Annotated in this window: 18 protein-coding genes and 1 other RNA gene; 10 read left to right on the top strand and 9 right to left on the bottom strand. The window is 68.8% G+C overall.

From position 1 onward, the window contains the following. Positions 1-11: 11 nt before the first annotated feature. The 5 genes from ruvC (at position 12) to WS57_RS20900 (ending at position 4706) form a co-directional block, all read left to right on the top strand. A complete protein-coding gene (gene ruvC, locus WS57_RS20920) occupies positions 12-554 on the top strand; it encodes a crossover junction endodeoxyribonuclease RuvC (RefSeq protein ID WP_009687692.1) in 543 nt (180 codons plus the stop codon). A 211-nt stretch (positions 555-765) separates the two neighbouring features. After that, entirely contained in the window at positions 766-1347 is a 582-nt protein-coding gene (gene ruvA / locus WS57_RS20915; RefSeq protein ID WP_009687906.1) for a Holliday junction branch migration protein RuvA, read from the top strand. Positions 1348-1456: 109 nt separating this feature from the next. Continuing rightward, positions 1457-2524, top strand: a complete 1068-nt coding sequence (ruvB, locus tag WS57_RS20910) for a Holliday junction branch migration DNA helicase RuvB (protein ID WP_009687905.1) — start codon at positions 1457-1459, stop codon at positions 2522-2524. Between the two features lie 13 nt (positions 2525-2537). After that, complete coding sequence (locus WS57_RS20905) at positions 2538-3479, top strand: oxygenase MpaB family protein (RefSeq protein WP_059513111.1); 942 nt, start codon at positions 2538-2540, stop codon at positions 3477-3479. Positions 3480-3593: 114 nt separating this feature from the next. Then, positions 3594-4706, top strand: a complete 1113-nt coding sequence (locus WS57_RS20900; RefSeq protein ID WP_059513132.1) for a ParB/Srx family N-terminal domain-containing protein — start codon at positions 3594-3596, stop codon at positions 4704-4706. A gap of 45 nt (positions 4707-4751) precedes the next feature. Here the strand turns inward: WS57_RS20900 and WS57_RS20895 are convergent, their stop codons facing one another. The 3 genes from WS57_RS20895 to tyrS are packed head-to-tail and all read right to left on the bottom strand — an operon-like array spanning position 4752 to position 7134. Then, a complete protein-coding gene (locus WS57_RS20895; protein WP_009687902.1) occupies positions 4752-5414 on the bottom strand; it encodes a histidine phosphatase family protein in 663 nt (220 codons plus the stop codon). A 23-nt stretch (positions 5415-5437) separates the two neighbouring features. Continuing rightward, the gene (gene dtd / locus WS57_RS20890) at positions 5438-5896 is read right to left on the bottom strand and encodes a D-aminoacyl-tRNA deacylase (protein ID WP_009687901.1); all 459 of its coding nucleotides are present in this window, start codon (positions 5894-5896) and stop codon (positions 5438-5440) included. Then, positions 5893-7134, bottom strand: coding sequence for a tyrosine--tRNA ligase (gene tyrS / locus WS57_RS20885; protein WP_059603990.1), 1242 nt, complete (start codon positions 7132-7134; stop codon positions 5893-5895). Before tyrS ends, dtd begins: the two co-directional genes overlap by 4 nt. Before the next feature lie 142 nt (positions 7135-7276). Between tyrS and WS57_RS20880 the strand changes: the two genes are divergently transcribed. Beyond that, positions 7277-8425 (top strand): anhydro-N-acetylmuramic acid kinase, encoded by a 1149-nt coding sequence (locus tag WS57_RS20880; RefSeq protein WP_059513113.1) that lies wholly within the window; start codon positions 7277-7279, stop codon positions 8423-8425. Positions 8426-8524: 99 nt separating this feature from the next. Here WS57_RS20880 and erpA read toward each other — a convergent pair whose 3' ends face one another. The 3 genes from erpA to rplM all read right to left on the bottom strand — a co-directional run bounded on the left by erpA (position 8525) and on the right by rplM (position 9937). Continuing rightward, positions 8525-8896, bottom strand: a complete 372-nt coding sequence (gene erpA / locus WS57_RS20875; protein WP_006401687.1) for an iron-sulfur cluster insertion protein ErpA — start codon at positions 8894-8896, stop codon at positions 8525-8527. 208 nt (positions 8897-9104) lie between these two features. Beyond that, positions 9105-9497: a 30S ribosomal protein S9 gene (gene rpsI / locus WS57_RS20870; RefSeq protein WP_009687897.1), complete on the bottom strand. Its 393-nt coding sequence runs from the start codon at positions 9495-9497 to the stop codon at positions 9105-9107. Between the two features lie 11 nt (positions 9498-9508). Further along, positions 9509-9937: a 50S ribosomal protein L13 gene (rplM, locus tag WS57_RS20865; RefSeq protein ID WP_009687896.1), complete on the bottom strand. Its 429-nt coding sequence runs from the start codon at positions 9935-9937 to the stop codon at positions 9509-9511. Between the two features lie 315 nt (positions 9938-10252). Between rplM and WS57_RS20860 the strand changes: the two genes are divergently transcribed. Both WS57_RS20860 and WS57_RS20855 read left to right on the top strand, forming a co-directional pair. Beyond that, entirely contained in the window at positions 10253-10549 is a 297-nt protein-coding gene (locus tag WS57_RS20860; protein WP_196482393.1) for a DUF1090 family protein, read from the top strand. A 420-nt stretch (positions 10550-10969) separates the two neighbouring features. Beyond that, positions 10970-11434: an OsmC family protein gene (locus WS57_RS20855; protein ID WP_080292842.1), complete on the top strand. Its 465-nt coding sequence runs from the start codon at positions 10970-10972 to the stop codon at positions 11432-11434. A 66-nt stretch (positions 11435-11500) separates the two neighbouring features. Here the strand turns inward: WS57_RS20855 and rnpB are convergent. The 3 genes from rnpB to pyrC all read right to left on the bottom strand — a co-directional run bounded on the left by rnpB (position 11501) and on the right by pyrC (position 13873). Next, positions 11501-11912: RNase P RNA component class A (gene rnpB, locus WS57_RS20850), an RNA gene on the bottom strand. A gap of 12 nt (positions 11913-11924) precedes the next feature. Beyond that, positions 11925-12812 (bottom strand): DUF3025 domain-containing protein, encoded by an 888-nt coding sequence (locus WS57_RS20845; protein WP_069244785.1) that lies wholly within the window; start codon positions 12810-12812, stop codon positions 11925-11927. Then, the gene (gene pyrC / locus WS57_RS20840; RefSeq protein WP_009687642.1) at positions 12809-13873 is read right to left on the bottom strand and encodes a dihydroorotase; all 1065 of its coding nucleotides are present in this window, start codon (positions 13871-13873) and stop codon (positions 12809-12811) included. The genes WS57_RS20845 and pyrC overlap by 4 nt, the downstream gene beginning before the upstream one ends. 213 nt (positions 13874-14086) lie before the next feature. On the opposite strand from pyrC, the gene WS57_RS20835 reads away from it, so the two are divergent. Together WS57_RS20835 and WS57_RS20830 are read left to right on the top strand one after the other, a co-directional pair. Next, positions 14087-15001: a class II glutamine amidotransferase gene (locus WS57_RS20835; protein ID WP_040126649.1), complete on the top strand. Its 915-nt coding sequence runs from the start codon at positions 14087-14089 to the stop codon at positions 14999-15001. A 577-nt stretch (positions 15002-15578) separates the two neighbouring features. Beyond that, complete coding sequence (locus WS57_RS20830) at positions 15579-20837, top strand: autotransporter outer membrane beta-barrel domain-containing protein (RefSeq protein ID WP_069244784.1); 5259 nt, start codon at positions 15579-15581, stop codon at positions 20835-20837. The last annotated feature ends 71 nt before the right edge of the window (positions 20838-20908 follow it).

Genomic DNA, 20908 nt, shown 5'->3' with positions numbered 1-20908 from the left:
TCCCTCCTTACATGCGAATTCTCGGCATCGACCCAGGCCTGCGCGTCACGGGCTTCGGCGTCATCGACGTCAGCGGCCACCGTCTCGCGTATGTCACGAGCGGCGTGATCCGCACCCCGACGGCCGATCTGGCCACCCGGCTCGGCACGATCTTCCAGGGCGTCTCGACGCTCGTGCGTGAACACGCGCCCGACCAGGCCGCGATCGAAAAGGTGTTCGTCAACGTCAACCCGCAGTCGACGCTGCTCCTCGGCCAGGCGCGCGGCGCCGCGATCTGCGGCCTCGTCGCGGGCGGGCTGCCGGTCGCGGAATACACGGCGCTGCAGCTCAAGCAGGCCGTGGTCGGCTACGGCCGCGCGACCAAGGCGCAGATGCAGGAAATGGTCACGCGCCTGCTGAACCTGTCGGGGCAGCCCGGCTCCGACGCGGCCGACGCGCTCGGGATGGCGATCTGCCATGCGCACGGCGGCAATACGCTGTCGACGCTCGGCGGCCTCGCGCCGGCGCTCGCGAAGAAAGGGCTGCGCGTGCGGCGCGGGCGGCTCGTCGGCTGACGCGGCGCGGCTGCACCGGCGCCCGGCGCGAGCGGCGACACGCTGCCTGCGCCCGATGCGCCGATGCGGCCGATCCTCCCGCCCGGCGCCCCGCGCGCGCCGAGGTCGCCCTGCCCTTCTCCCGCGCAAGCCGCAGACGCACGGCCCGACCCATCGGCTTTGCGCCGCGCGTGCGCTACACTCGCGCTTTCTTCCTCGCATCCCGCCATCCATGATCGGTCGCATCGCCGGCATCCTGCTCGAAAAGAACCCGCCTCACCTGCTCGTCGACTGCAACGGCGTCGGCTACGAAATCGACGTGCCGATGAGCACCTTCTACAACCTGCCGCAGACGGGCGAGCGCGTCGTCCTGCTCACGCAGCAGATCGTCCGCGAGGACGCGCACCTGCTGTACGGCTTCCTGACGCCGCAGGAGCGCACGACCTTCCGCGAGCTGCTGAAGATCACCGGCATCGGCGCGCGCATGGCGCTCGCCGTGCTCTCCGGCATGAGCGTGCAGGAGCTCGCGCAGGTCGTCACGATGCAGGACGCCGCGCGCCTGACGCGCCTGCCCGGCATCGGCAAGAAGACCGCCGAGCGCCTGCTGCTCGAGCTGAAGGGCAAGCTCGGCGCCGACCTCGGCGCACTCGCCGGCGAGGCGTCGCCGTCCGACCACGCGGCCGACATCCTCAACGCACTGGTCGCGCTCGGCTACTCGGAAAAGGAAGGCCTCGCCGCGATCAAGAACGTGCCGGCCGGCACTGGTGTATCCGAAGGCATCAAGCTCGCGCTGAAGGCGCTGTCGAAGGTCTGACGCCCGCCCGCAGCCTGCTGTCGAAGCCAGTGTCGCGCTGCGGCGCGGCGCGCGCCAGTCGGCCGTTCGGCCAGGTGGGCCCGACCGCGCCGCGCGGTACAATGCCCGCATGATTGAAACCGACAAACTCGCCGCCGAGCGGATCATCGCCGCCACGCCCGCCTCGTCGCACGAGGAGGTGTTCGAACGCGCGCTGCGGCCGCGCCAGCTCGACGACTACGTCGGCCAGGAGAAGGTGCGCGGCCAGCTCGAAATCTTCATCGAGGCCGCGAAGCGCCGTTCCGAGCCGCTCGACCACGTGCTGCTGTTCGGGCCGCCCGGTCTCGGCAAGACCACGCTCGCGCACATCATCGCGCGCGAGATGGGCGTGAACCTGCGCCAGACTTCCGGCCCCGTGCTCGAACGCGCGGGCGATCTCGCCGCGCTGCTGACCAATCTCGAAGCGAACGACGTGCTGTTCATCGACGAGATCCACCGGCTGTCGCCGGTCGTCGAGGAAATCCTGTATCCGGCGCTCGAGGATTACCAGATCGACATCATGATCGGCGAAGGGCCGGCCGCGCGCAGCGTGAAGCTCGACCTGCAGCCGTTCACGCTGGTCGGCGCAACCACGCGCGCGGGGATGCTGACCAACCCGCTGCGCGACCGTTTCGGGATCGTCGCGCGCCTCGAGTTCTACGATGCCGACCAGCTGTCGCGCATCGTGCGGCGCTCGGCATCGCTGCTGAACGCGCAGATCGACCCGAACGGCGCGCTGGAAATCGCCCGGCGCTCGCGCGGCACGCCGCGGATCGCGAACCGCCTGCTGCGCCGCGTGCGCGACTATGCGGAGGTGAAGGCCGACGGCCAGATCACGGCGGCCGTCGCCGACGCCGCGCTGGCGATGCTCGACGTCGATCCGGTCGGCTTCGACCTGATGGACCGCAAGCTGCTCGAAGCGATCCTGCACAAGTTCGACGGCGGCCCGGTCGGCATCGACAACCTCGCCGCCGCAATCGGCGAGGAGCGCGACACGATCGAGGACGTGCTCGAGCCGTACCTGATCCAGCAGGGCTTCCTGCAGCGCACGCCGCGCGGCCGCGTCGCGACGCTGCTCACGTATCGCCACTTCGGGCTCGCGGCACCCGATGCCGGCAATGCCGCGCGCGGCGTGTGGGACACGCCGGACGCGCAATAGCCCGCCGCCCGCCATGACGACGCCGCACAGCTCTCACCCCGCCGCCGGCCCGCGCTGGGTCGAGCAGCTGCGCAAGCGCGTCGTGGCCGGCGTCACGCACCTGACGACGGGCAGCGGCCCGACGCTCGACTATTCGTCGCCGCCCGGCGATCCGGGGCTGTTCGGCCCCGATTCGGTCTGCTGGCGCGTGCATGCGGACTTCACGTCGATGATGACGGGCGGCATTGCCGCGCTGCTGCTGCAGGCGCTCCATCCGCTTGCGCTCGCGGGCGTCTGGGATCATTCGTCGTTTCGCACCGACATCCTCGGCCGGCTGCGGCGCACCGCGACGTTCATTTCCGGCACGACATTCGGCAGCCGCGCAGACGCGCTCGCGCTGATCGAGCGCGTGAAGGCGATCCACGCGCAGATCTCGGGCACCGCGCCCGACGGGCGGCCGTACCGCGCCGACGATCCGGCGCTGTTGACGTGGGTGCATGTCGCCGAGGTGTCGAGCTTTCTGGCCGCGCACCTCTGCTACGTGAACCCGGCGCTGCCCGGCGACATGCAGGACCGCTACTACGCGGAAACCGCGCAGATCGCCGAGCGGCTCGGCGCACGGGAGGTCCCGCGCTCGCGTGCGGAAATCGCCGCGTATCTGGCGCGCATGCAGCCGGAACTCGAGGCCGGGCCGCGCACCTTCGAAGTGATGCGCATCCTGCTCAATGCGCCCGTCGCCAAACCGGCGCTGCGGCCCGCCGCGACGCTCGTGATGCAGGCCGGCATCGACCTGCTGCCGCCGTGGGCGCAGCAGCGGCTCCGCGTGTCGCGGTTCGCGCCGCTGCGGCGCGCGGTGGTGCGTCCCGGCGTGCGTGCGGTCGCGCCCGTGCTGCGCTGGGCGCTGATCAACGGCGTGTCGAAGCGCGCACGACGCCGCGCGACCGCGACGCCGCCCGGCGACCGTCCGTCTGCCTGACGATCCTTCCGATCATTTCAATTTGCTGTCAAATTCCTGTGACAAGCTGACAGGCTTGCATCCGCGTGCGCTCGTCCTGCGCGCGGCCTCCTCCCACGACACCCGATGCCCGCGATGTCCCGTCTGCCGACCCGTTTCGCCGTTGCCGCCAGCCTGTCCACCGTACTCGCGCTCGCCGCCTGCGGCGGTGACGACGTCGCATCCGTCACGCACGCCGACATGCAGACGCCGCCCGGCGGCGACACGTCGACGACCACGCCGCCCGCCCCGCAGCCCGGCAAGTGGCAAGCCGCCCGCGCAGGCGACCTGCTCGACATCACGCTCGGCGATCTGCACCCGACGCAGGGCGCGATCGGCTACGACCAGATCTACTACAAGCTCGGCCGCTACGAACTGCAGCCCGACAAGAAGTTCGACGACTTCTGCGCGGACGAAGGCCTGGGCGGCGTCGCGTCGAGCGGCTACACCGCGCAGTCGACGCTGCGCGACACCGCGAGCTACACGTGCACGACGACCGATGCGAACGCGCGCGACCGCTCGGTGCTCAATCCCGTCGTGATCGGCCCGAACGGTGACACGCTATACCTGACCGACGGCCATCACGGCCTGTCGACCTACTACGAGACGTCCGACGGCGGTCCGGCGCTGCACGTGCACGTGGTCGTCAAGGACAACCTGAGCGCGTACTCCGGCGACGCGTTCTGGCAGCAGATGCAGCGCCGCGGCTACCTGCGCCTGAAGGACGGCGACGGCCAGCCGATCACGGCCGCGCAGCTGCCGACCGGGCTCGGGCTGAAGCTCGGGATGACGAACGACCGCTACCGGTCGCTCGTCTATTTCACGCGCGACATCGGCTACAGCAAGCCTGCGCAGGCGACCGACTATCTCGAGTTCTACTGGGCCGACTGGCTGCGCGCGCAACCGGGCACGTTCGCGCTCACCGGCTACGATCTGACGCGCATCGGCACGACCGATCCCGATCCCGCGAAGGCCGATACCGGTTATGCGAATGCGGTGTGGAACGCGTCGACGCTGATGGTCGCGGCCACGGACCCCGTGATCGACGGCAAGACGGGCGCCGATCTCGGCCGCGCCGACGCGATCAACGGCGGCAAGAAATACAGCAAGGGGGAATTCGACAAGCTGCGCCAGCCGATCACGGCCGACAAGCCGGGCAAGCTCGCGTACGCGCTCGACTACAAGGCGCGCCACGGTCTGCCGCAGTAACGCGCCCGCCATCGTTCACGCGCCCCGGCCGACGGGGCCGTGCGCTCAGAGCACCTTCCGGTATCCGTCGTCGTCGCTGGCCGCATCCAGATGCGATACGTCGGCCCACTGCACGACCTGCGCGCGGCCGTCCACGTAATCGACGACGTTGATGCTCGTGTTGAGCAGCGGATAGTTGCGCGGCGCGGCCAGCTCGATCCCGTTCGCGAAGCGATACACGCAATCGAGCACGCCGCCGTGCGCGACGCACGCGATCCGGCCACCCGGATGCGCGGCGACGATCGGCTCGATCGCATGCAGCACGCGGTGATAGAACGCGCGCTGCGACTCGCCGCCTTCCGGCTCGAAACCCGGATCGCGCGTCTGCCATGCCGCATACGCATCGGGAAACAGCGTTTCGATCTCCGCGCTGTCATGCCCCTGGAACACGCCGTACGCGCGCTCGCGCAGGCCTTCGCGCAGAATCAGCGGCAGCCCCAGCGCGGCAGCGAACGGCTGCGCGGTCTGTTGCGCGCGCATCAGGTCGCTCGAATAGACCGCGTCGATGCGCGCGCCGTCGCGCGCGTCGCGTTCGAGGCGCGCGGCAAGCCGCTGCGCCTGCGCGAGCCCCGTATCGGCCAGCGGGATGTCGATATGGCCCTGGATGCGCTTGATGCGGTTCCAGGCCGTCTCGCCATGGCGAATGAAGAGGATCTGCGTGGTGGCCATCGCGAGGCGTCTCCGGCGGGGAATCAGGGCCGCACTTGCAGCCAGAACGTCACGGGCCCGTCGTTGACGAGCGAGACCTGCATGTCGGCGCCGAATTCGCCGGTCTCGACGACCGGATGGCGCGCACGCGCAGCCGCGACGAAATAGTCGAACAGGCGCGCGCCCTCGTCGGGCGGCGCGGCGGGCGTGAAGCTCGGGCGCAGGCCGCTGTTGGTGTCGGCTGCGAGCGTGAACTGCGACACGAGCAGCAGCCCGCCCGCGCGCCCTTCACCGTCGATGTTCGACACCGGCAGGTTCATCTTGCCGGCCGCGTCGCTGAACACGCGGTAGCCGAGCACCTTCGCGAGCAGCTTGTCGGCCGCGGCCTCGGTGTCGCCGCGCTCCGCACAAACGAGCGCGAGCAGGCCCGCGCCGATCTCGCCCGTCGTGCGTGCGCCGACCCGCACGTCGGCGCGCTTCACGCGCTGGATCAGCGCGATCATGCGGTCAGCGTGACGCGCGCGAAGCGGCGCTTGCCGACCTGCACGACGAACTCGCCGGCCTCGACCTTCAGGGCCTTGTCCGATACCGTCGCACCGTCGATCTTCACGCCGCCCTGCTCGATGTTGCGCAGCGCTTCGCTGGTCGACGGCACGAGGCCCGCCTGCTTCAGCAGCTGGCCGATCGCGAGCGGCGCGCCCGCGAGCGTGACCGACGGGATGTCGTCCGGCACGCCGCCCTTCGCGCGGTGATTGAAGTCTTCCAGCGCACGCTCGGCATCGGCCTGCGAGTGGAAGCGCGCGACGATTTCCTGCGCGAGCAGCACCTTGAAGTCGCGCGGATTGCGGCCGCCTTCGGCTTCGCGCCTGAAGCCGGCGATCTCGTCCATGCTGCGGAACGACAGCAGTTCGAAGTAACGCCACATCAGCGTGTCCGAGATGCTCATCAGCTTGCCGAACATGTCGGTCGGCTTCTCGCTGATGCCGACGTAGTTGCCCTTCGACTTCGACATCTTCTCGACGCCGTCGAGCCCTTCGAGCAGCGGCATCGTCAGAATGCACTGCTGTTCCTGGCCGTACTGCTTCTGCAGCTCGCGACCGACCAGCAGGTTGAACTTCTGGTCGGTGCCGCCGAGTTCGAGATCGGCGTTCAGCGCGACCGAGTCGTAACCCTGCATCAGCGGGTACAGGAATTCGTGGATCGAGATCGGCACGCCGCCCTGGAAGCGCTTCGTGAAGTCCTCGCGCTCGAGAATGCGCGCGACCGTGTAGCGCGACGCGAGCTTGATCATCCCGTCCGCGCCGAGCGGCATCGACCACTCGCTGTTGTAGCGGATCTCGGTCTTTTCGCGGTCGAGCACGAGCGCGGCCTGCTCGAAGTAGGTCTTGGCGTTCGCCTCGATCTGCTCGCGCGTGAGCGGCGGGCGCGTCGCATTGCGGCCCGACGGATCGCCGATCAGCGACGTGAAGTCGCCGATCAGGAAGATCACCGTATGGCCGAGGTCCTGCAGCTGACGCATCTTGTTCAGCACGACCGTGTGGCCGATATGGATGTCGGGCGCGGTCGGGTCGAGGCCGAGCTTGATGCGCAGCGGCGTGCCGGTGGCCGCGCTGCGCGCGAGCTTCTGCGCGAACTCTTCCTCGATCAGCAGCTCGTCGACGCCGCGCTTCGTGACGGCGAGCGCATGCCGGACTTCGTCGGTGATCGGGAATACGGGCTTGGAACTGGGTTCGGTGCTCATCGGTGCCAGGAAGAATGTCGCAAAAACAGGGATTTTCCCATAACTTGCGCGCGCATCGCTTAACGGCGCGCCGCGTTGCGCGGATAATCGGGCGCAAGACGCGCGGCACCGGCCCGCGCCGCAGGCTTCAGGAGGATCCAACGTGCCGCAACGACATCCGCAAACCGACCATCCGGCCGACGGCATCTACTTCGGGCTGATGTCGGGGACCAGCATGGACGGCGTCGACGGCATCGCCGTGCGCTTCGAGGCCGGCCGCGCGCCGGTCGTGCTCGCCGAGGCGTTCGTCGGCTTCGCGCAGTCGCTGCGCGACGCGCTGTTCGCGCTGCAGCAGCCCGGCGACAACGAGATCGACCGCGAATCGCTGGCCGCGAACGCGCTGGTCGCGCGCTACGCGGTGTGCTGCCACGAATTGCAGCGCACGGCCGGCCTGTCGCCGGACGACGTCCGCGCGATCGGCGTGCACGGCCAGACGGTGCGCCACCGCCCCGAGCGCGGCTATACGCGGCAGCTCAACAACCCGGCGCTGCTCGCCGAACTCGCGCATATCGACGTGATCGCCGACTTCCGCAGCCGCGACGTCGCGGCCGGCGGCCACGGCGCGCCGCTTGCGCCGGCATTCCACGCGACGGTGTTCGGCGCGGCGGGCGAGACGCGCGTCGTCTGCAATCTTGGCGGGATCAGCAACATCACGATCCTGCCCGGCAAAGGCGGTGACGTGCGCGGCTTCGACTGCGGCCCCGCGAATGCGCTGATCGATGCGTGGGCGAGCCGCCACCTCGGCAAGCCGTACGACGACGGCGGCAAGTTCGCCGCGCGCGGCAGCGTGCATGCGCCGCTGCTCGACGCGCTGCTCGACGAGCCCTACTTCACTGCGCCGCCGCCGAAAAGCACGGGGCGCGACCTGTTCAATCCCGCGTGGCTCGACGCGAAGCTCGCCGCGTTCGCGCAGGTATCGCCCGAGGACGTGCAGGCGACGCTGACCGCGCTCACCGCGGTATCGGTCGCGCGCGAGATCGCGCAGCATGCGCGCGACTGCCAGGCGGTGTTCGTGTGCGGCGGCGGCGCACGCAATCCTGTGCTGCTCGCCGCGCTCGCGAACGCGCTGCGCGATGCCGGCGTGCTGGCCACGGTCGACACGACGGCCGCGCTCGGCGTGCCGCCGCAACAGGTCGAATCGCTCGCGTTCGCGTGGCTCGCGTACCGCTTCACCGCGCGCCAGCCGGGCAACCTCGCCAGCGTCACCGGCGCGGCCGGCGAGCGCGTGCTCGGCGCGCTCTATCCGCGCTGAAACAGACACGGCGCGGCCCACGCCGCGCACGGACATGAAAAAACGGGGCATGAAGCCCCGTTTCTGATTCCGGCGAACCGGGCAGGATAGGTCGTGTGCTCAGACCGAGAACGACGAACCGCACCCGCAGGTGGTCGTTGCGTTCGGGTTCTTGATCACGAACTGCGCGCCGTTGAGGTCGTCCTTGTAGTCGATCTCGGCGCCGACCAGGTACTGGTAGCTCATCGAGTCGATCAGCAGCTGGACGCCGTTCTTGTTCATCACGGTGTCGTCCTCGTTGACTTCCTCGTCGAACGTGAAGCCATACTGGAAGCCGGAGCAGCCGCCACCCTGCACGAACACGCGCAGCTTCAGGTCGGGATTGCCCTCTTCGTCGATCAGTTGCTTGACCTTGTCGGCCGCGGCGTCGGTGAAGACGAACGGTGCCGGCATTTCGGTCGTCGTTGCTGCGGATTCGGTAACAGCGTTCATTGCGAACTCTCCAAAAAGCTTTAGCCGCTATTGTAGGGCCGATCAGAAGATCGTGCTGATGTCCATGAAATCAATAGGTTCTTGTCGATTTCATCAAGCGTGCGCGCTGCCGCGCCGTCGCCGCGCGCGCATAAAAAAACCGCCAGCGCGAAAGCTGGCGGTTTTTCCGGCGGACGCCGCCCGGAAGCGGCGCGGCCATGAAGCGAAATTAACGCTTCGAGAACTGCTTCGCGCGGCGTGCCTTGCGCAGACCGACCTTCTTACGCTCGACTTCACGTGCATCGCGCGTGACGAAGCCTGCGTTCGACAGCGACGGCTTCAGCGTCGCATCGTAGTCGATCAGTGCACGGGTGATGCCGTGGCGCACTGCGCCTGCCTGGCCCGTTTCACCGCCGCCCGTGACGTTCACCTTGATGTCGAACGTCTGGCCGTGGTTCGTGAGTTCCAGCGGTTGACGCACGATCATCAGCGACGTTTCGCGCGAGAAGTAGTCAGCGATGGGCTTGCCGTTGACGATGATGTCGCCCTTGCCAGCCTTGATGAAGACACGTGCGACTGCGCTCTTGCGGCGGCCCGTACCGTAGTTCCAGTTACCGATCATGTGGGCTCCCCTTAGATCTCGAGCGCCTTCGGCTGTTGAGCCGAGTGCGGATGCGTCGCTTCTGCGTAGACCTTCAGCTTCTTGATCATCGCGTAGCCGAGCGGGCCCTTCGGCAGCATGCCCTTGACCGCCTTCTCGAGCGCGCGGCCCGGGAAGCGTTCCTGCATCTTGCCGAACGTCGTTTCATAGATACCGCCCGGGTAGCCCGAGTGACGGTAGTACTTCTTGTCCAGAGTCTTGTTGCCCGTGACCTTCAACTTGCTCGCGTTGATGATGATGATGAAATCACCGGTGTCGACGTGCGGGGTGAACTCAGGCTTGTGCTTGCCGCGCAGACGGCGTGCCACTTCGCTGGCAACACGGCCGAGAACCTTATCCGTCGCGTCAATCACGTACCATTCGCGCGTCACCTCATGGGCTTTTGCGGAAAACGTCTTCATGATCGATCCAAAAAAAATGCTTTGCCCTGTGTGTTCTTCCTGCTTGTCTGAGTGCGCTTCGAGGCGCGGTGCAGGCTCTCCCTGTTCTTTTTCCGTGGGCATGAAAGCGGAAAAGCCCTGAATTATAAAGGAAATACGGCGTCGCGGTCAAAGAGAATCCATGCCGCGGTGTCCAGCGCGCCCGAAATCGGCCAAAATCCGGTCGTGCCCCGTCCAGCCAGGCGAACCGAGCGCCCGGGGAGGCACCCATCGATGCGCGACACATGACCTTGCCGCGCCCCGACCGGCCGCATGCGGAAAACAACAAACACGCTTATGAAACAACGACTTGCACCCTTCTTCGCGGCCACGCTGCTGGCCGCCGCGGCGCCTGCCGCCGTCGCCCACACCGGCTGCGAAGCCAAGCTCGACGCACTCGATGCGCGCATCGCCGAGGCCCGCGCCGCTCATGCCGAGGACCGGATCGCCCGCCTGCGCGCGGTGCGCGAACGCGTGCGCCACTTCTGCGCGCGCGGCCACGGCCACGCGTCGGCAGCCGCCGCACCCGCCGCCCGTCCGCGCGGCGCACCGCCCGACGCGGCATCGCAACCGGCGGCGCGGCAACCCGCGTGACGGTCTCGGGGCGCGCAAGCTGCGCGCCGATGCTTGCACGGGACGAAAAAAAGCCCGAACGGCTGGTTCGGGCTTAATCCACCTTAGGAGGAGGGTGGAGGAGACATTCGGAGGTTGCCGCAGCGCGACAACCAATGAGACGCATTATACGAACGCGTCGCCGACTTCACAAGAAAATTTGCATTACGAAATCTCAAACCATAATGCGAAATATCGGGTCGGCACTCGAAAATCCGGATTTCCCCTTATAAATCAATCGACTGAAGCAGGATCGACGCAGCTTCGACCGCGCACATCTAGAGTAAAACCCCTAAACCCGGCAGGGAAATGGCCGCTCGACGGCCGGTCGCGCGGCCCCTGCGCAGGTGCGGCGCCATGGCTCCTGCGCCGCATCAGCCGGGCGTGGCGCGGCGGGCTACAATGCCGGATCGAATTCGAATCAGGCAACGCTGGAGCGCAAGCATGGAATGCAAAGTAAGCTGGATGGGTCAGGACGGCATGGCGTTTTCCGCCCAGACCGGAAGCGGCCACCTCGTCGCAATGGACGGCGCGCCCGAGGGCGGCGGTCACAACCTCGCGCCGCGTCCGATGGAAATGGTGCTGGTCGGCACCGGCGGCTGCACCGCGTACGACGTCGTGCTGATCCTGAAGAAGAGCCGCCAGGACGTCACCGGCTGTTCGGTCACGCTGAAGGCCGAGCGCGCCAGCGAAGATCCTAAGGTGTTCACCAAGGTCCACTTCCACTTCACCGTCACGGGCCGCAACCTGAACCCGGCCACGGTCGAGCGCGCGATCAACCTGTCGCACGACAAGTACTGTTCCGCGTCGATCATGATCGCGAAGACGGCCGAACTCACGCATTCGTTCGACATCGTCGCCGCCTGAGTCGACGGCGCGCATGAAAAAAGGGCCGACGCTCTTCGCGGAGCGCCGGCCCTTCGTGTATTCGAGCGGCAAAGCAGGCCGATAAGCCGGATTCTGTGCACGCTGCACGCCGAAGCGCGCCGCGCGTGGCAGCCATTCCTCTAGGCGCGCCATTGCTGACGCGCTCAAGCTTCCTACCCGCAGACGAGACGGGGGCCCCGTCCTGCATCCGAAGATGCGCGCCTGCCTACTTGGAATTGCTCCGGGTGGAGGTTACCGTGCCGGCGAACGTCGCCGTCGCCGCGGTGCGCTCTTACCGCACCGTTTCACCCTTACCTGATCCCGGCTTGCGCCGGGCCATCGGCGGTTTGCTTTCTGTTGCCCTGTTCCGCGTGTCGCCACGGATGGCCGTTAGCCATCACCCTGCCCTGTGGAGTCCGGACTTTCCTCGCCCCCGCCTGCCCGAAGGCGGCGAGGCCGCGACTGCCTGGCCTGCTTTGCGACGCGCATTCTAGCACTGCGCGCCGCCGCCGGCAGCGCGCGTGCGGCGGCCGCTGCGGAATACGGCCGGATCCGCGTAGAACGCCGGGTCGGCGTTCGCCGCCCACCAGCCCGGCACGCCGAGCACCGGCAGCGGCGAGAAATCGCGGCTCGTCAGCTCGCGCGCCGCAAGCTCGGCGGCGACCTGCGCGTCGACATGCGCGGCGCGGCGCGCGTCGGGCCACGAAAAATAGTCTGCGCTCACTTCGACGATCCACGCGTGCGCGGTGCAGGACTTGTAAGGCGCAACGAGCTTCTCGAGCAGCGCATGGCCGACGAGCCGCACCTCGCAGCGCGCGCCCCACGCGTCGCGCGCGGCCACCAGCAGCCGCTGCCAGTCGAAGCCGCGCAGCGCGTCGGCGAGCGCGCGATCGGCGGTCACGAACAGCGCCGCATTCTCGTCGAACAGCGTCAGCGCGTCGCGCAACGGGCCGCGCACGGGCCCAATGCCGCCGGCCGCGTCGATCGCCGCGGACTGGCGCGCGTTCAGCGCGGCCTTGATGCGCGGATACGCGAACCAGACCAGCGCGTTGAAGAAATCGTGGAGGTTGTGCCGGGTCGGCACGCCGCCGGTGGCGGCGATATGGGTCTCGTAGGCCACGCCGGGCGGCAGTTCGGCCTGCGGCACGAAACGCAGCGGCTTGCCGCGGCCGCTGACGCGCGCGCCGTCGGCGAGTGCGCCGGGTGCGCCGTTCAGCGCATCGAGCATCGCGGCGTCGCCGGCCAGCGCGGCCGCCTGCACGGCGCGGCCCGGCTGCACATAGCCGGCCAGCCAGGGCGCGGACCAGTCGATCCGCGCGAAATCCGCCGCCCCGCCGCCGGCCGCATGGCCGGCGTCACGCGGCGGCGCGCCGCTCACGCGAGTTTCCAGCCGAGCGTCTCGCCGGCGCGCAGCGGCACGACCGGCGTATCGCCCGCGAAGACCTCGCGCGGCAGCTCCCAGGTTTCGCGGCGCAGCGTGATCGTCTCGGTGCTGTGCGGCAGCCCGTAGAAATCGGCGCCGAAGCGGCTCGCGAAGTTTTCCAGCTTGTCGAGCGCGCCGGCCTGGTCGAACGCTTCCGCATACAGCTCGAGCGCGTGCAGCGCCGTATAGCAGCCCGCGCAGCCGCAGGCGGTTTCCTTCGCGTCGCGCGCGTGCGGCGCGCTGTCGGTGCCGAGGAAGAAGCGTGGATTGCCCGAGGTCGCCGCTTCGACCAGCGCGACGCGATGCGTCTCGCGCTTCAGCACCGGCAGGCAGTAGTAATGCGGACGAATCCCGCCGACGAACAGCGCGTTGCGGCTGTACAGCAGATGCTGCGGCGTGATCGTCGCGCCGAGCAGGCCCGGCGCCGCGTCGGCGTCGCGCACGTAGTCGGCGGCGTCCTTCGTCGTGATGTGCTCGAACACGACCTTCAGGCCCGGGAAATCGCGGCGCAGCGGCGTCATCACGCGGTCGATGAAGACCTTCTCGCGATCGAACATGTCGACCGCCGGATCGGTCACCTCACCGTGCACGAGCAGCGGCATGCCGGCTTCCTGCATCGCTTCGAGCGCCTTCGCGCACTTCGCGAGATCACTGACGCCGTGGTCGGAGTTCGTCGTCGCGCCGGCCGGATACAGCTTCACGCCGTGCACGAAGCCGCTCTCTCTCGCGCGGCGGATTTCGTCGGGCGACGTGTTGTCGGTCAGGTACAGCGTCATCAGCGGCTCGAACGCCATGCCGGCCGGCAGCGCGGCGAGGATCCGCTCGCGATAGGCCTGCGCATGCGCGGTGGTCGTCACCGGCGGCTTCAGGTTCGGCATGACGATCGCGCGGGCGAACTGGCGCGCGGTATGCGGCAGCACGGCGGCCAGCATGTCGCCGTCCCGCAGATGCAGGTGCAGGTCGTCGGGACGGGCGAGCGACAGCGTCGCCGGAGAGGTAGCGTTCGAGGCAGTCATAGGAGGCGTCGTGAGGAACGGGCTGGAACGGGCGGACGATCGGCGGGGCCGGAACGCGCGTGCGCGGGCCGACTGACGGCAAACCGCAACACGGGGCCTTCGGCCGGCGGAATCCGCTTTTTACCGCTCCGGGCTCGGTGATATGCTAGAACCCGCATTGTACCGGGGTTCACCCGGTTCGTTACCCCGCTTCGACCAGCCGCCCCAAGTAAAATGTGCCAACTCCTAGGAATGAACTGCGCCGCGCCGACGGACGTCACATTCTCCTTCACAGGTTTCGCGGCCCGGGGCGGGCTCACCGATCACCACGCCGACGGCTGGGGAATCGCCTTCTTCGAAGACAAGGCCTGCCGCCTGTTCATCGACCAGCAGGCCTCGGCGACGTCGCCGATCGCCGAAATGGTGAAGCGCTACCCGATCAAGTCGAAGAACACGATCGCGCACATCCGCAAGGCCACGCAGGGGCACATCCTGCTCGAGAACAGCCATCCGTTCATGCGCGAGCTGTGGGGCCGGCACTGGATCTTCGCGCATAACGGCGATCTGCAGGACTACGAACCCGACCTCGAAGGCAGCGTCTATCACCCGGTCGGCACGACCGACAGCGAGCAGGCGTTCTGCGTGCTGATGCAGGGGCTGCGCGAGGCGTTCCCGGGCGCGCAGCCGCCGCTGCCGGAGCTGTTCGAGCGCGTCGGCGAGCTGACGCGCGGGATCACCGATCACGGCGTGTTCAACTTCCTGATGTCGAACGGCCAGGCGCTGTTCGCGCACTGCTCGACGCGGCTGCACTACCTGGTGCGCCGCTGGCCGTTCTCGACCGCGCATCTGGTCGACGAGGACCTGTCGATCGACTTCGCGAAATACACGACGCCCGAGGATCGCGTCGCGGTGATCGCGACCCAGCCGCTCACCGACAACGAAGTCTGGACCGCGTTCGAGCCCGGCGAGCTGATCATGTTCCAGTGCGGCGACGTCGCGGCGCGTATGCAGATTCCGGTGCCGGAGCGCGTGCTCGAGAAGCTGCGCAACCCGTCGCTCGATCCGTCCGCATCCGCACCGTGCGACACGCGCCGTGCCGCGCTCGCGGAAGGCGCCGACGCGGACGCCGACGACGCGATCGATTTCTGAACGCGGCGCGCGCCCGTCGCGCGCCGTTCCTGCCCTCCCGAGCGCCGCATTTCGCGGCCGACAATCCGCTGCACCGCCCGCTTTCGTTTGATCCGGACCACAATCCATAAAATCAGCGCGCCGCGCCGCAATATTCGCTTGATTTTATTAATTTTCAGGCGAAAAATAATCCATGTGCGAAACAAAAAATCGCAAACCGCCAAAATAATATAATCCCGAAACCACATTTTAACGCGTCGAAATTTGCCGAACCGTGCGCCACACCACCAATCCGGCAATTCCCCGCACCACCGCACAATCCCCGCCAAACCATTGCCCACCAAGGCTTTCGGTTCGCACGATCACACATTCCAGAAATACCGGATTGAATCGGCATTAACGCCACGATTTTGATTTTTTTGATAATCGATCGCTCGCACAGTCAGTAGACTCCCCTCATCCTCGGTGTAGCGAAATGCGACTGGCGCGAAATACCGCCACGGTCGCCGCATGTCCATTCCGGATATTGATTCACCGCGGAACGCGCTTTCACCGTATCGCGGTGAATATCACTTCAAAAGAAGAAAAGGGGCATGTCGTGAATCACTCATTTCGATCGATATGGAGCGAGACCTCCGGGTGCTGGGTCGCGGTGGCGGAAACCTCGCGGGCACGCGGCAAGCGTTCGGGCAGCCGGTCCGGCGCAGGCAGCATCGTCACGCCGGCCGCCGCCTGCCGGCCGCGACTGCGCGTCGCCGCGCTGGGCGTCGCGTTGACCACCTTGACCACCTTGACCGCGCTGTCCTCCGGCGCCGCGTACGCGTCGAGCTGCGGCAACGGCGCGCCGGTCGCGACCGGCGGCGCCTGCGCGATCGGCGGCTACGGGCCGGTCGCCAACGACAACCTGGCCGGCGCCGCGACCGTCTCGGGCGGCGACAGGATCGGCGTCACCGGCGCATGGACAGGCGCCACCGGCGACGCGGGCTACACGATGGCGCCGCTCGGCAGCACGTCGACCGTGTCGGGCGACCCGGGCCAGCCGCAACTGTCGCTCGGCGGCAAGACGCAGAGCGTCAGCACGCCCGACTCGATCACCGGCGCGCATACGTCGATCGCGACCTACAACTCGTCCGAATTCGCCGCGTCGAACGCGGGCTCGGTCGACGTGCCCGTCTATCACGACGTGAACGGCAACCAGTACGTGAACACGCGCATCGGCACGGTCGCAAACGGCGGCGGCACGCTCGACGTGTCGATCGGCAATCCGGCGAATGCGCCGTCGGCGGCCGGCAACGCGATCACGATGGCGGCCAAGCAGACCGACCTGACCTTCGCGGACGGCACCGGTGCGGCGCCGAGCGTCGTCAACTGGAATTCGCGCAACCAGGTCTGGTTCACCACCGGCGACTATCTCGCGAACGGCGGCCCGGTCGGCAGCATCCAGCTCGACGTGCCGACCTACGCCGGCACCTTCACCGCCTTCGACGGCAGCACCTGGACCGTCACCGACGCCGCGTCGCTCGCCGCGTACAACGACTTCCTGGTGCGCTCGATCCAGAGCGGCGCGCTCGGCTCGCAGGCCGCCTACGACAGCGCGTTCGGCCAGGCCGTCACGATCTCGCCGGAAACCTTCCAGTATGCGAACGACGTGTCCGCGGGCGACAAGAACGCGCTGCCGATCGACCACCTGTCGGTCATGCACGGCACCGGCGCAAACGCCACGCTGCATATCGGCACGGGTGGCCAGATCGATTTTCGCGGCACCAACACGATCGAGTCGAGTTCGGCCGTGCTCGCGGAAAACGGCGCGCATTTCGTCAACGACGGCAGCCTGTCGGGCGACTTCACGCTGGTCCGCCTGCTGAGCGGCGCGAGCGGCGTCAACAACGGCGCGATCTCCGCTGGCTACGCGGCCGGCGACAACTTCAACACGGGCGGCAGCGCAGCGCCCGACAACTTCGGCTTCGGCGCGTACACCGAGGGCTTCGGCGTCTACGCGAACGGCAAGGGCACGACCTTCGTCAACAACGGCGTGATGAACGTCGGCGCCTGGACGCTGAATGGCGACCGCCCGGACCTGCAGAGCTACGCGGTGGCCGTGACGGGCGGCGCGGCCGCGTCGAACGCCGGCACGATCAACGTCGGCGTCAACGCGACCACGCTCGACAGCCAGGTGATCGGCGGGCTCGTCGCCGGCGGCAGCTTCACGAACGAGGCCGGCGGCACGATCTATCTCGGCCGCGCCGCGCAGTACGACGGCGCGGCGCCGGAAGCCGCGAACGACGTCGCGCTGTCCGCGCATGCGTACGGCGTGCTGCTCGGCCAGTCCGGCACCGCGAGCAACCTCGGCACGATCGTGATCGGCTCGCAGACGCAGAACGGCGCCGCGATGGCGAGCATCGGCTCGACCGCCGGCACGCTGACCAACGCCGGCACGATCGCCGTCAACGGCGCGGCGCCGGGCACGCCGCTCGCCAACGTCGGCATGCTGGCCGCCAACAGCGGCGCGACCGTGACCAACACCGGCACCATCACGCTGAACGGCGTGAACGGGATCGGCATCATGGTCGTCGGCAACGGCGCGACGGCGACGTCCGCGACCTCGACCGGCACGATCGACGTGGCCGGCGCGCTCGATCCGGCGTCGGACATGCGCAACTACGGCGTGTGGGCCGAAGGGCCGAACGCGACGGCCCGGCTCGACGGCGCGCTGAACCTGACGGGCAACGGCGCGATCGGCGTACACGCGCGCGCCGGCGCGACCATCGACGTCGGCGCCAACGCGGTACCGAACTTCGTGTCGGGCACGAACCAGATCGGCTTCTACGCGTACGGCGCCGGCTCGAAGATCAACGTGGCCGCGCAGAACCTCACGGTCGGCACCGACGATTCGACGCTGTTCCGCGTCGCGGGCGGCGCGGCCTATACGGGCGCATCGACGGCCGGCACGCTGACGACCAACGTCGACGGCCAGCACGCGCGCGGCGTGCTCGCGACCGACGCCGGCACCACGCTGTCGACGGGCGACGCGGTCTACAACGTCAACGGCGCGAACGGCATCGCCGTCGCGGTCGAGGGCGGTGCGACCGGCACGATCGACGCAGGCGCGACGATCAACCTGAATGCGGCCGGCGCGATCGCGGGCGTCGTCGACGGCCAGCCGCACGACCTGTCCGGCGCGAATGCCGGTGCGCCGGTCGCGACGCAGCTGACCAACGAGGCCGCCGTCACGTCGTCGACCGCGGGCGTGACGGGCTTCGTCGCCCGGAACCTCGGCACGCTCGAGAACCGCAACACCGTGCTGCTGACCGGCGCCGGCTCGACCGGCGTGGTGGTCGGCACGCAGGGCACGGTGAACAACGCCTCGACGATCCGCGTGTCCGACGGCACCGGCGCACTCGTGCAGGGCGCGTCGGCGACGCTGACCAACACGGGCTCGATCGAGGCCGACGACGGCGTCGCCGGCGTGCACCTGACGGGCGCCGGTGCGTCGGTCGCACTGTCGGGCGCAGGCAGCGTCGTCGCGAACGGCAGCGCCGACGGCGTGCTGATCGACTCGACCGTGTCGGACGGCGGAATCGCGGCCGGCGCGACGTCGATCGCGGTCGGCGGCTCCGGCAAGGGCATCGACAACCTCGGCGCCCGCACGACGATCGCGCTGTCGGGCACGCAGATCGGCACGACCGGCGCGGGCGCCGACGGCCTGTCGTCGAGCGGCGCCGGCGCGCGGATCTCGACCGATGCCGCTACGCAGGTGCGAACCTCCGGCGACGGCGCGCGCGGCATGGTCGTGTCGGGCGCGGATTCGACGCTCGCGGCCAGCGGCACGACCGTCGCGACAACCGGCGCCGGCGCGGCCGCGCTCGTCGTCGGCAGCGGCGCGACGGCACTGTTGTCGGGCACGAAGCTCGGCACGGCCGGCGCCGCCGCCGACGGCCTCGTCACGCAGAACGGCGGCCGCATCGCCGATACGGGCTCGTCGATTTCGAGCGCGGCCGGCCATGGCGCGACCGCGGACAGCGGCGGCGCGCTCGCGCTGACGGGAACGACGCTCAAGGGCGCGACGGCCGGCGTGCTGACCTCCGACACGCTCGCGACCGGCGCGACGAGTTCGGTGCTCGTCGACGGCGGCAGCGTGACGTCGACCGGCGGCCCGGCGTTCGCCGCGCGCGGCGGCGCCGCCGACATCGCAGTGCGCAACGGCACGGTCGTGACGACCGGCAACGGCACGCTGCTGGACCTGTCGAACGGCAGCCACACGAGCTTCAGCGCATCGGCCGTGAACCTGACCGGCGACATCGTCTCCGACGCATCCAGCACCGGCAGCGTGTTCCTGACCCAGCGCACGACGCTGACCGGCCGGATCGATCCGGTCGCACTGACGGTCGACGGCACGAGCACCTGGAACATGACGGCGAGCTCGGTGCTGAGCAGCCTGACGAACGCGGGCACGGTCGCGGTCGCCGCACCGACCGGCTCGCCGGCGCTGAGCGGCAGCTACAAGACGCTGACGACCGGCAGCTACGTCGGCAACGGCGGCACGATCGCGCTGAACACGTTCCTCGGCGCCGACGCGTCGCCGACCGATCGCGTGATCGTCGACGGCGGTGCCGCGCGCGGCACGACCGGCCTGAAGATCGCCAACACGGCCGGCACCGGCGCGCAGACGACCGGCGACGGGATTCCGGTGGTCGTCACGGCCAACGGCGGCACGACCACCGCGTCGGCGTTCCATCTCGCGGGCCCGGTGCAGGCCGGTGCGTACGAGTACCGGCTCTACCGCGGCGGCCAGGGCGACGCGAACGGCTGGTATCTGCGCTCGCAGCTCGACCCGACCGACCCGGGCGATCCGGTCGGCCCGTCCGGCAGCGGCAACGGCGGCGCCCTCGCCTATCGCCCGGGCGTCTCGGGCTATGCGCTGACGCCGCTGCTCAACGTCGACTACGGCTTCTCGACGCTCGGCAAGCTGCACGAGCGCGTCGGCGACATCTACAACCTCGAGAAGCAGCAGCCCGGCAACCGCGACGGCGTGTGGGGGCGCATCGGCGGCCAGAGTCTCGATGCGAATGCGGGCCGCTTCGCCGCCGACGAGCGCACCTTCTTCGCGCAGCTCGGCAAGGACTGGACGCTCGACCAGACGCCCAACGGCGGCAGCACGCACGCGGGCGTGACCGCGACCATCGGCACGTCGAACGCGAGCTTCACCGATCTCGCGCGCGCCGACACGCCGGACCTGTCGACCTCGACCGGCTCGGTGCAGATGCATGCGCAGAGCCTCGGCGGCTACTGGACGAAGTACCTGCCCGACGGCACGTACTTCGACAGCGTCGGCCAGGTCACGCACTACGGCAACCGCTATCGCGACAGCTACGGCAACGAAGCGTCGCAGAACGGCTTCGGCGTCGCGCTGTCGCAGGAGGTCGGCAAGCCGTTCGCGATCGGCGGCACGCCGATCGCGGTCGAGCCGCAGGCGCAGCTGATGTACCAGTACGTGAAGCTCAACGGGTTCAGCGACAACGTGTCGGCCGTATCGGGCACGACGAGCAACGCGCTGCGCGGCCGCGTCGGCGTGCGCATCTTCCGGCCGAACCTCGAGTCGAGCGCCGGCGGCGGCGCCGCGACGCCGTACTTCACGGCCGACGTGCTGCACGACTTCCTGTCGCCGGGCCAGACCGTCGTCGGCGGCACGCCGTTCGCGACGCACCTGGGCCGCACCTGGTACGAACTCGGCATCGGCGTGACCGCCGGCTTCGGCAAGTCGGGCGAGCTGTACGCGAACGCGAAGTACGCGCGCAACATCGGCGGATCGTACCGGCGCGGGATCGTCGGACAGGTCGGCTACCGGTACAGCTGGTAGCCGTCCGGCGCGGCGGCTGCCCGGCGGCGCACGGCACCGGCGCCGCCGTCCGACGAAAAAAAACCGCCCGG

The organism is Burkholderia pseudomultivorans (assembly GCF_001718415.1).
Classification (GTDB): Bacteria; Pseudomonadota; Gammaproteobacteria; order Burkholderiales; family Burkholderiaceae; genus Burkholderia; species Burkholderia pseudomultivorans_A.
Note: the sequence above shows the minus strand (reverse complement) of the source record. Positions and strands in the feature narration are given on the sequence as shown.

What these genes read in the sequence shown, in the direction of transcription:
- rplM (WP_009687896.1), bottom strand. Translation starts at nt 9,937, where the DNA reads ATGAAGACGTTTTCCGCAAAAGCCCATGAGGTGACGCGCGAATGGTAC.
- WS57_RS20900 (WP_059513132.1), top strand. Translation starts at nt 3,594, where the DNA reads ATGTCCCGTCTGCCGACCCGTTTCGCCGTTGCCGCCAGCCTGTCCACC.
- ruvC (WP_009687692.1), top strand. Translation starts at nt 12, where the DNA reads ATGCGAATTCTCGGCATCGACCCAGGCCTGCGCGTCACGGGCTTCGGC.
- ruvB (WP_009687905.1), top strand. Translation starts at nt 1,457, where the DNA reads ATGATTGAAACCGACAAACTCGCCGCCGAGCGGATCATCGCCGCCACG.
- pyrC (WP_009687642.1), bottom strand. Translation starts at nt 13,873, where the DNA reads ATGACTGCCTCGAACGCTACCTCTCCGGCGACGCTGTCGCTCGCCCGT.
- WS57_RS20905 (WP_059513111.1), top strand. Translation starts at nt 2,538, where the DNA reads ATGACGACGCCGCACAGCTCTCACCCCGCCGCCGGCCCGCGCTGGGTC.
- WS57_RS20855 (WP_080292842.1), top strand. Translation starts at nt 10,970, where the DNA reads ATGCCGGATCGAATTCGAATCAGGCAACGCTGGAGCGCAAGCATGGAA.
- tyrS (WP_059603990.1), bottom strand. Translation starts at nt 7,134, where the DNA reads ATGAGCACCGAACCCAGTTCCAAGCCCGTATTCCCGATCACCGACGAA.
- dtd (WP_009687901.1), bottom strand. Translation starts at nt 5,896, where the DNA reads ATGATCGCGCTGATCCAGCGCGTGAAGCGCGCCGACGTGCGGGTCGGC.
- ruvA (WP_009687906.1), top strand. Translation starts at nt 766, where the DNA reads ATGATCGGTCGCATCGCCGGCATCCTGCTCGAAAAGAACCCGCCTCAC.
- WS57_RS20895 (WP_009687902.1), bottom strand. Translation starts at nt 5,414, where the DNA reads ATGGCCACCACGCAGATCCTCTTCATTCGCCATGGCGAGACGGCCTGG.
- WS57_RS20860 (WP_196482393.1), top strand. Translation starts at nt 10,253, where the DNA reads ATGAAACAACGACTTGCACCCTTCTTCGCGGCCACGCTGCTGGCCGCC.
- WS57_RS20835 (WP_040126649.1), top strand. Translation starts at nt 14,087, where the DNA reads ATGTGCCAACTCCTAGGAATGAACTGCGCCGCGCCGACGGACGTCACA.
- rpsI (WP_009687897.1), bottom strand. Translation starts at nt 9,497, where the DNA reads ATGATCGGTAACTGGAACTACGGTACGGGCCGCCGCAAGAGCGCAGTC.
- erpA (WP_006401687.1), bottom strand. Translation starts at nt 8,896, where the DNA reads ATGAACGCTGTTACCGAATCCGCAGCAACGACGACCGAAATGCCGGCA.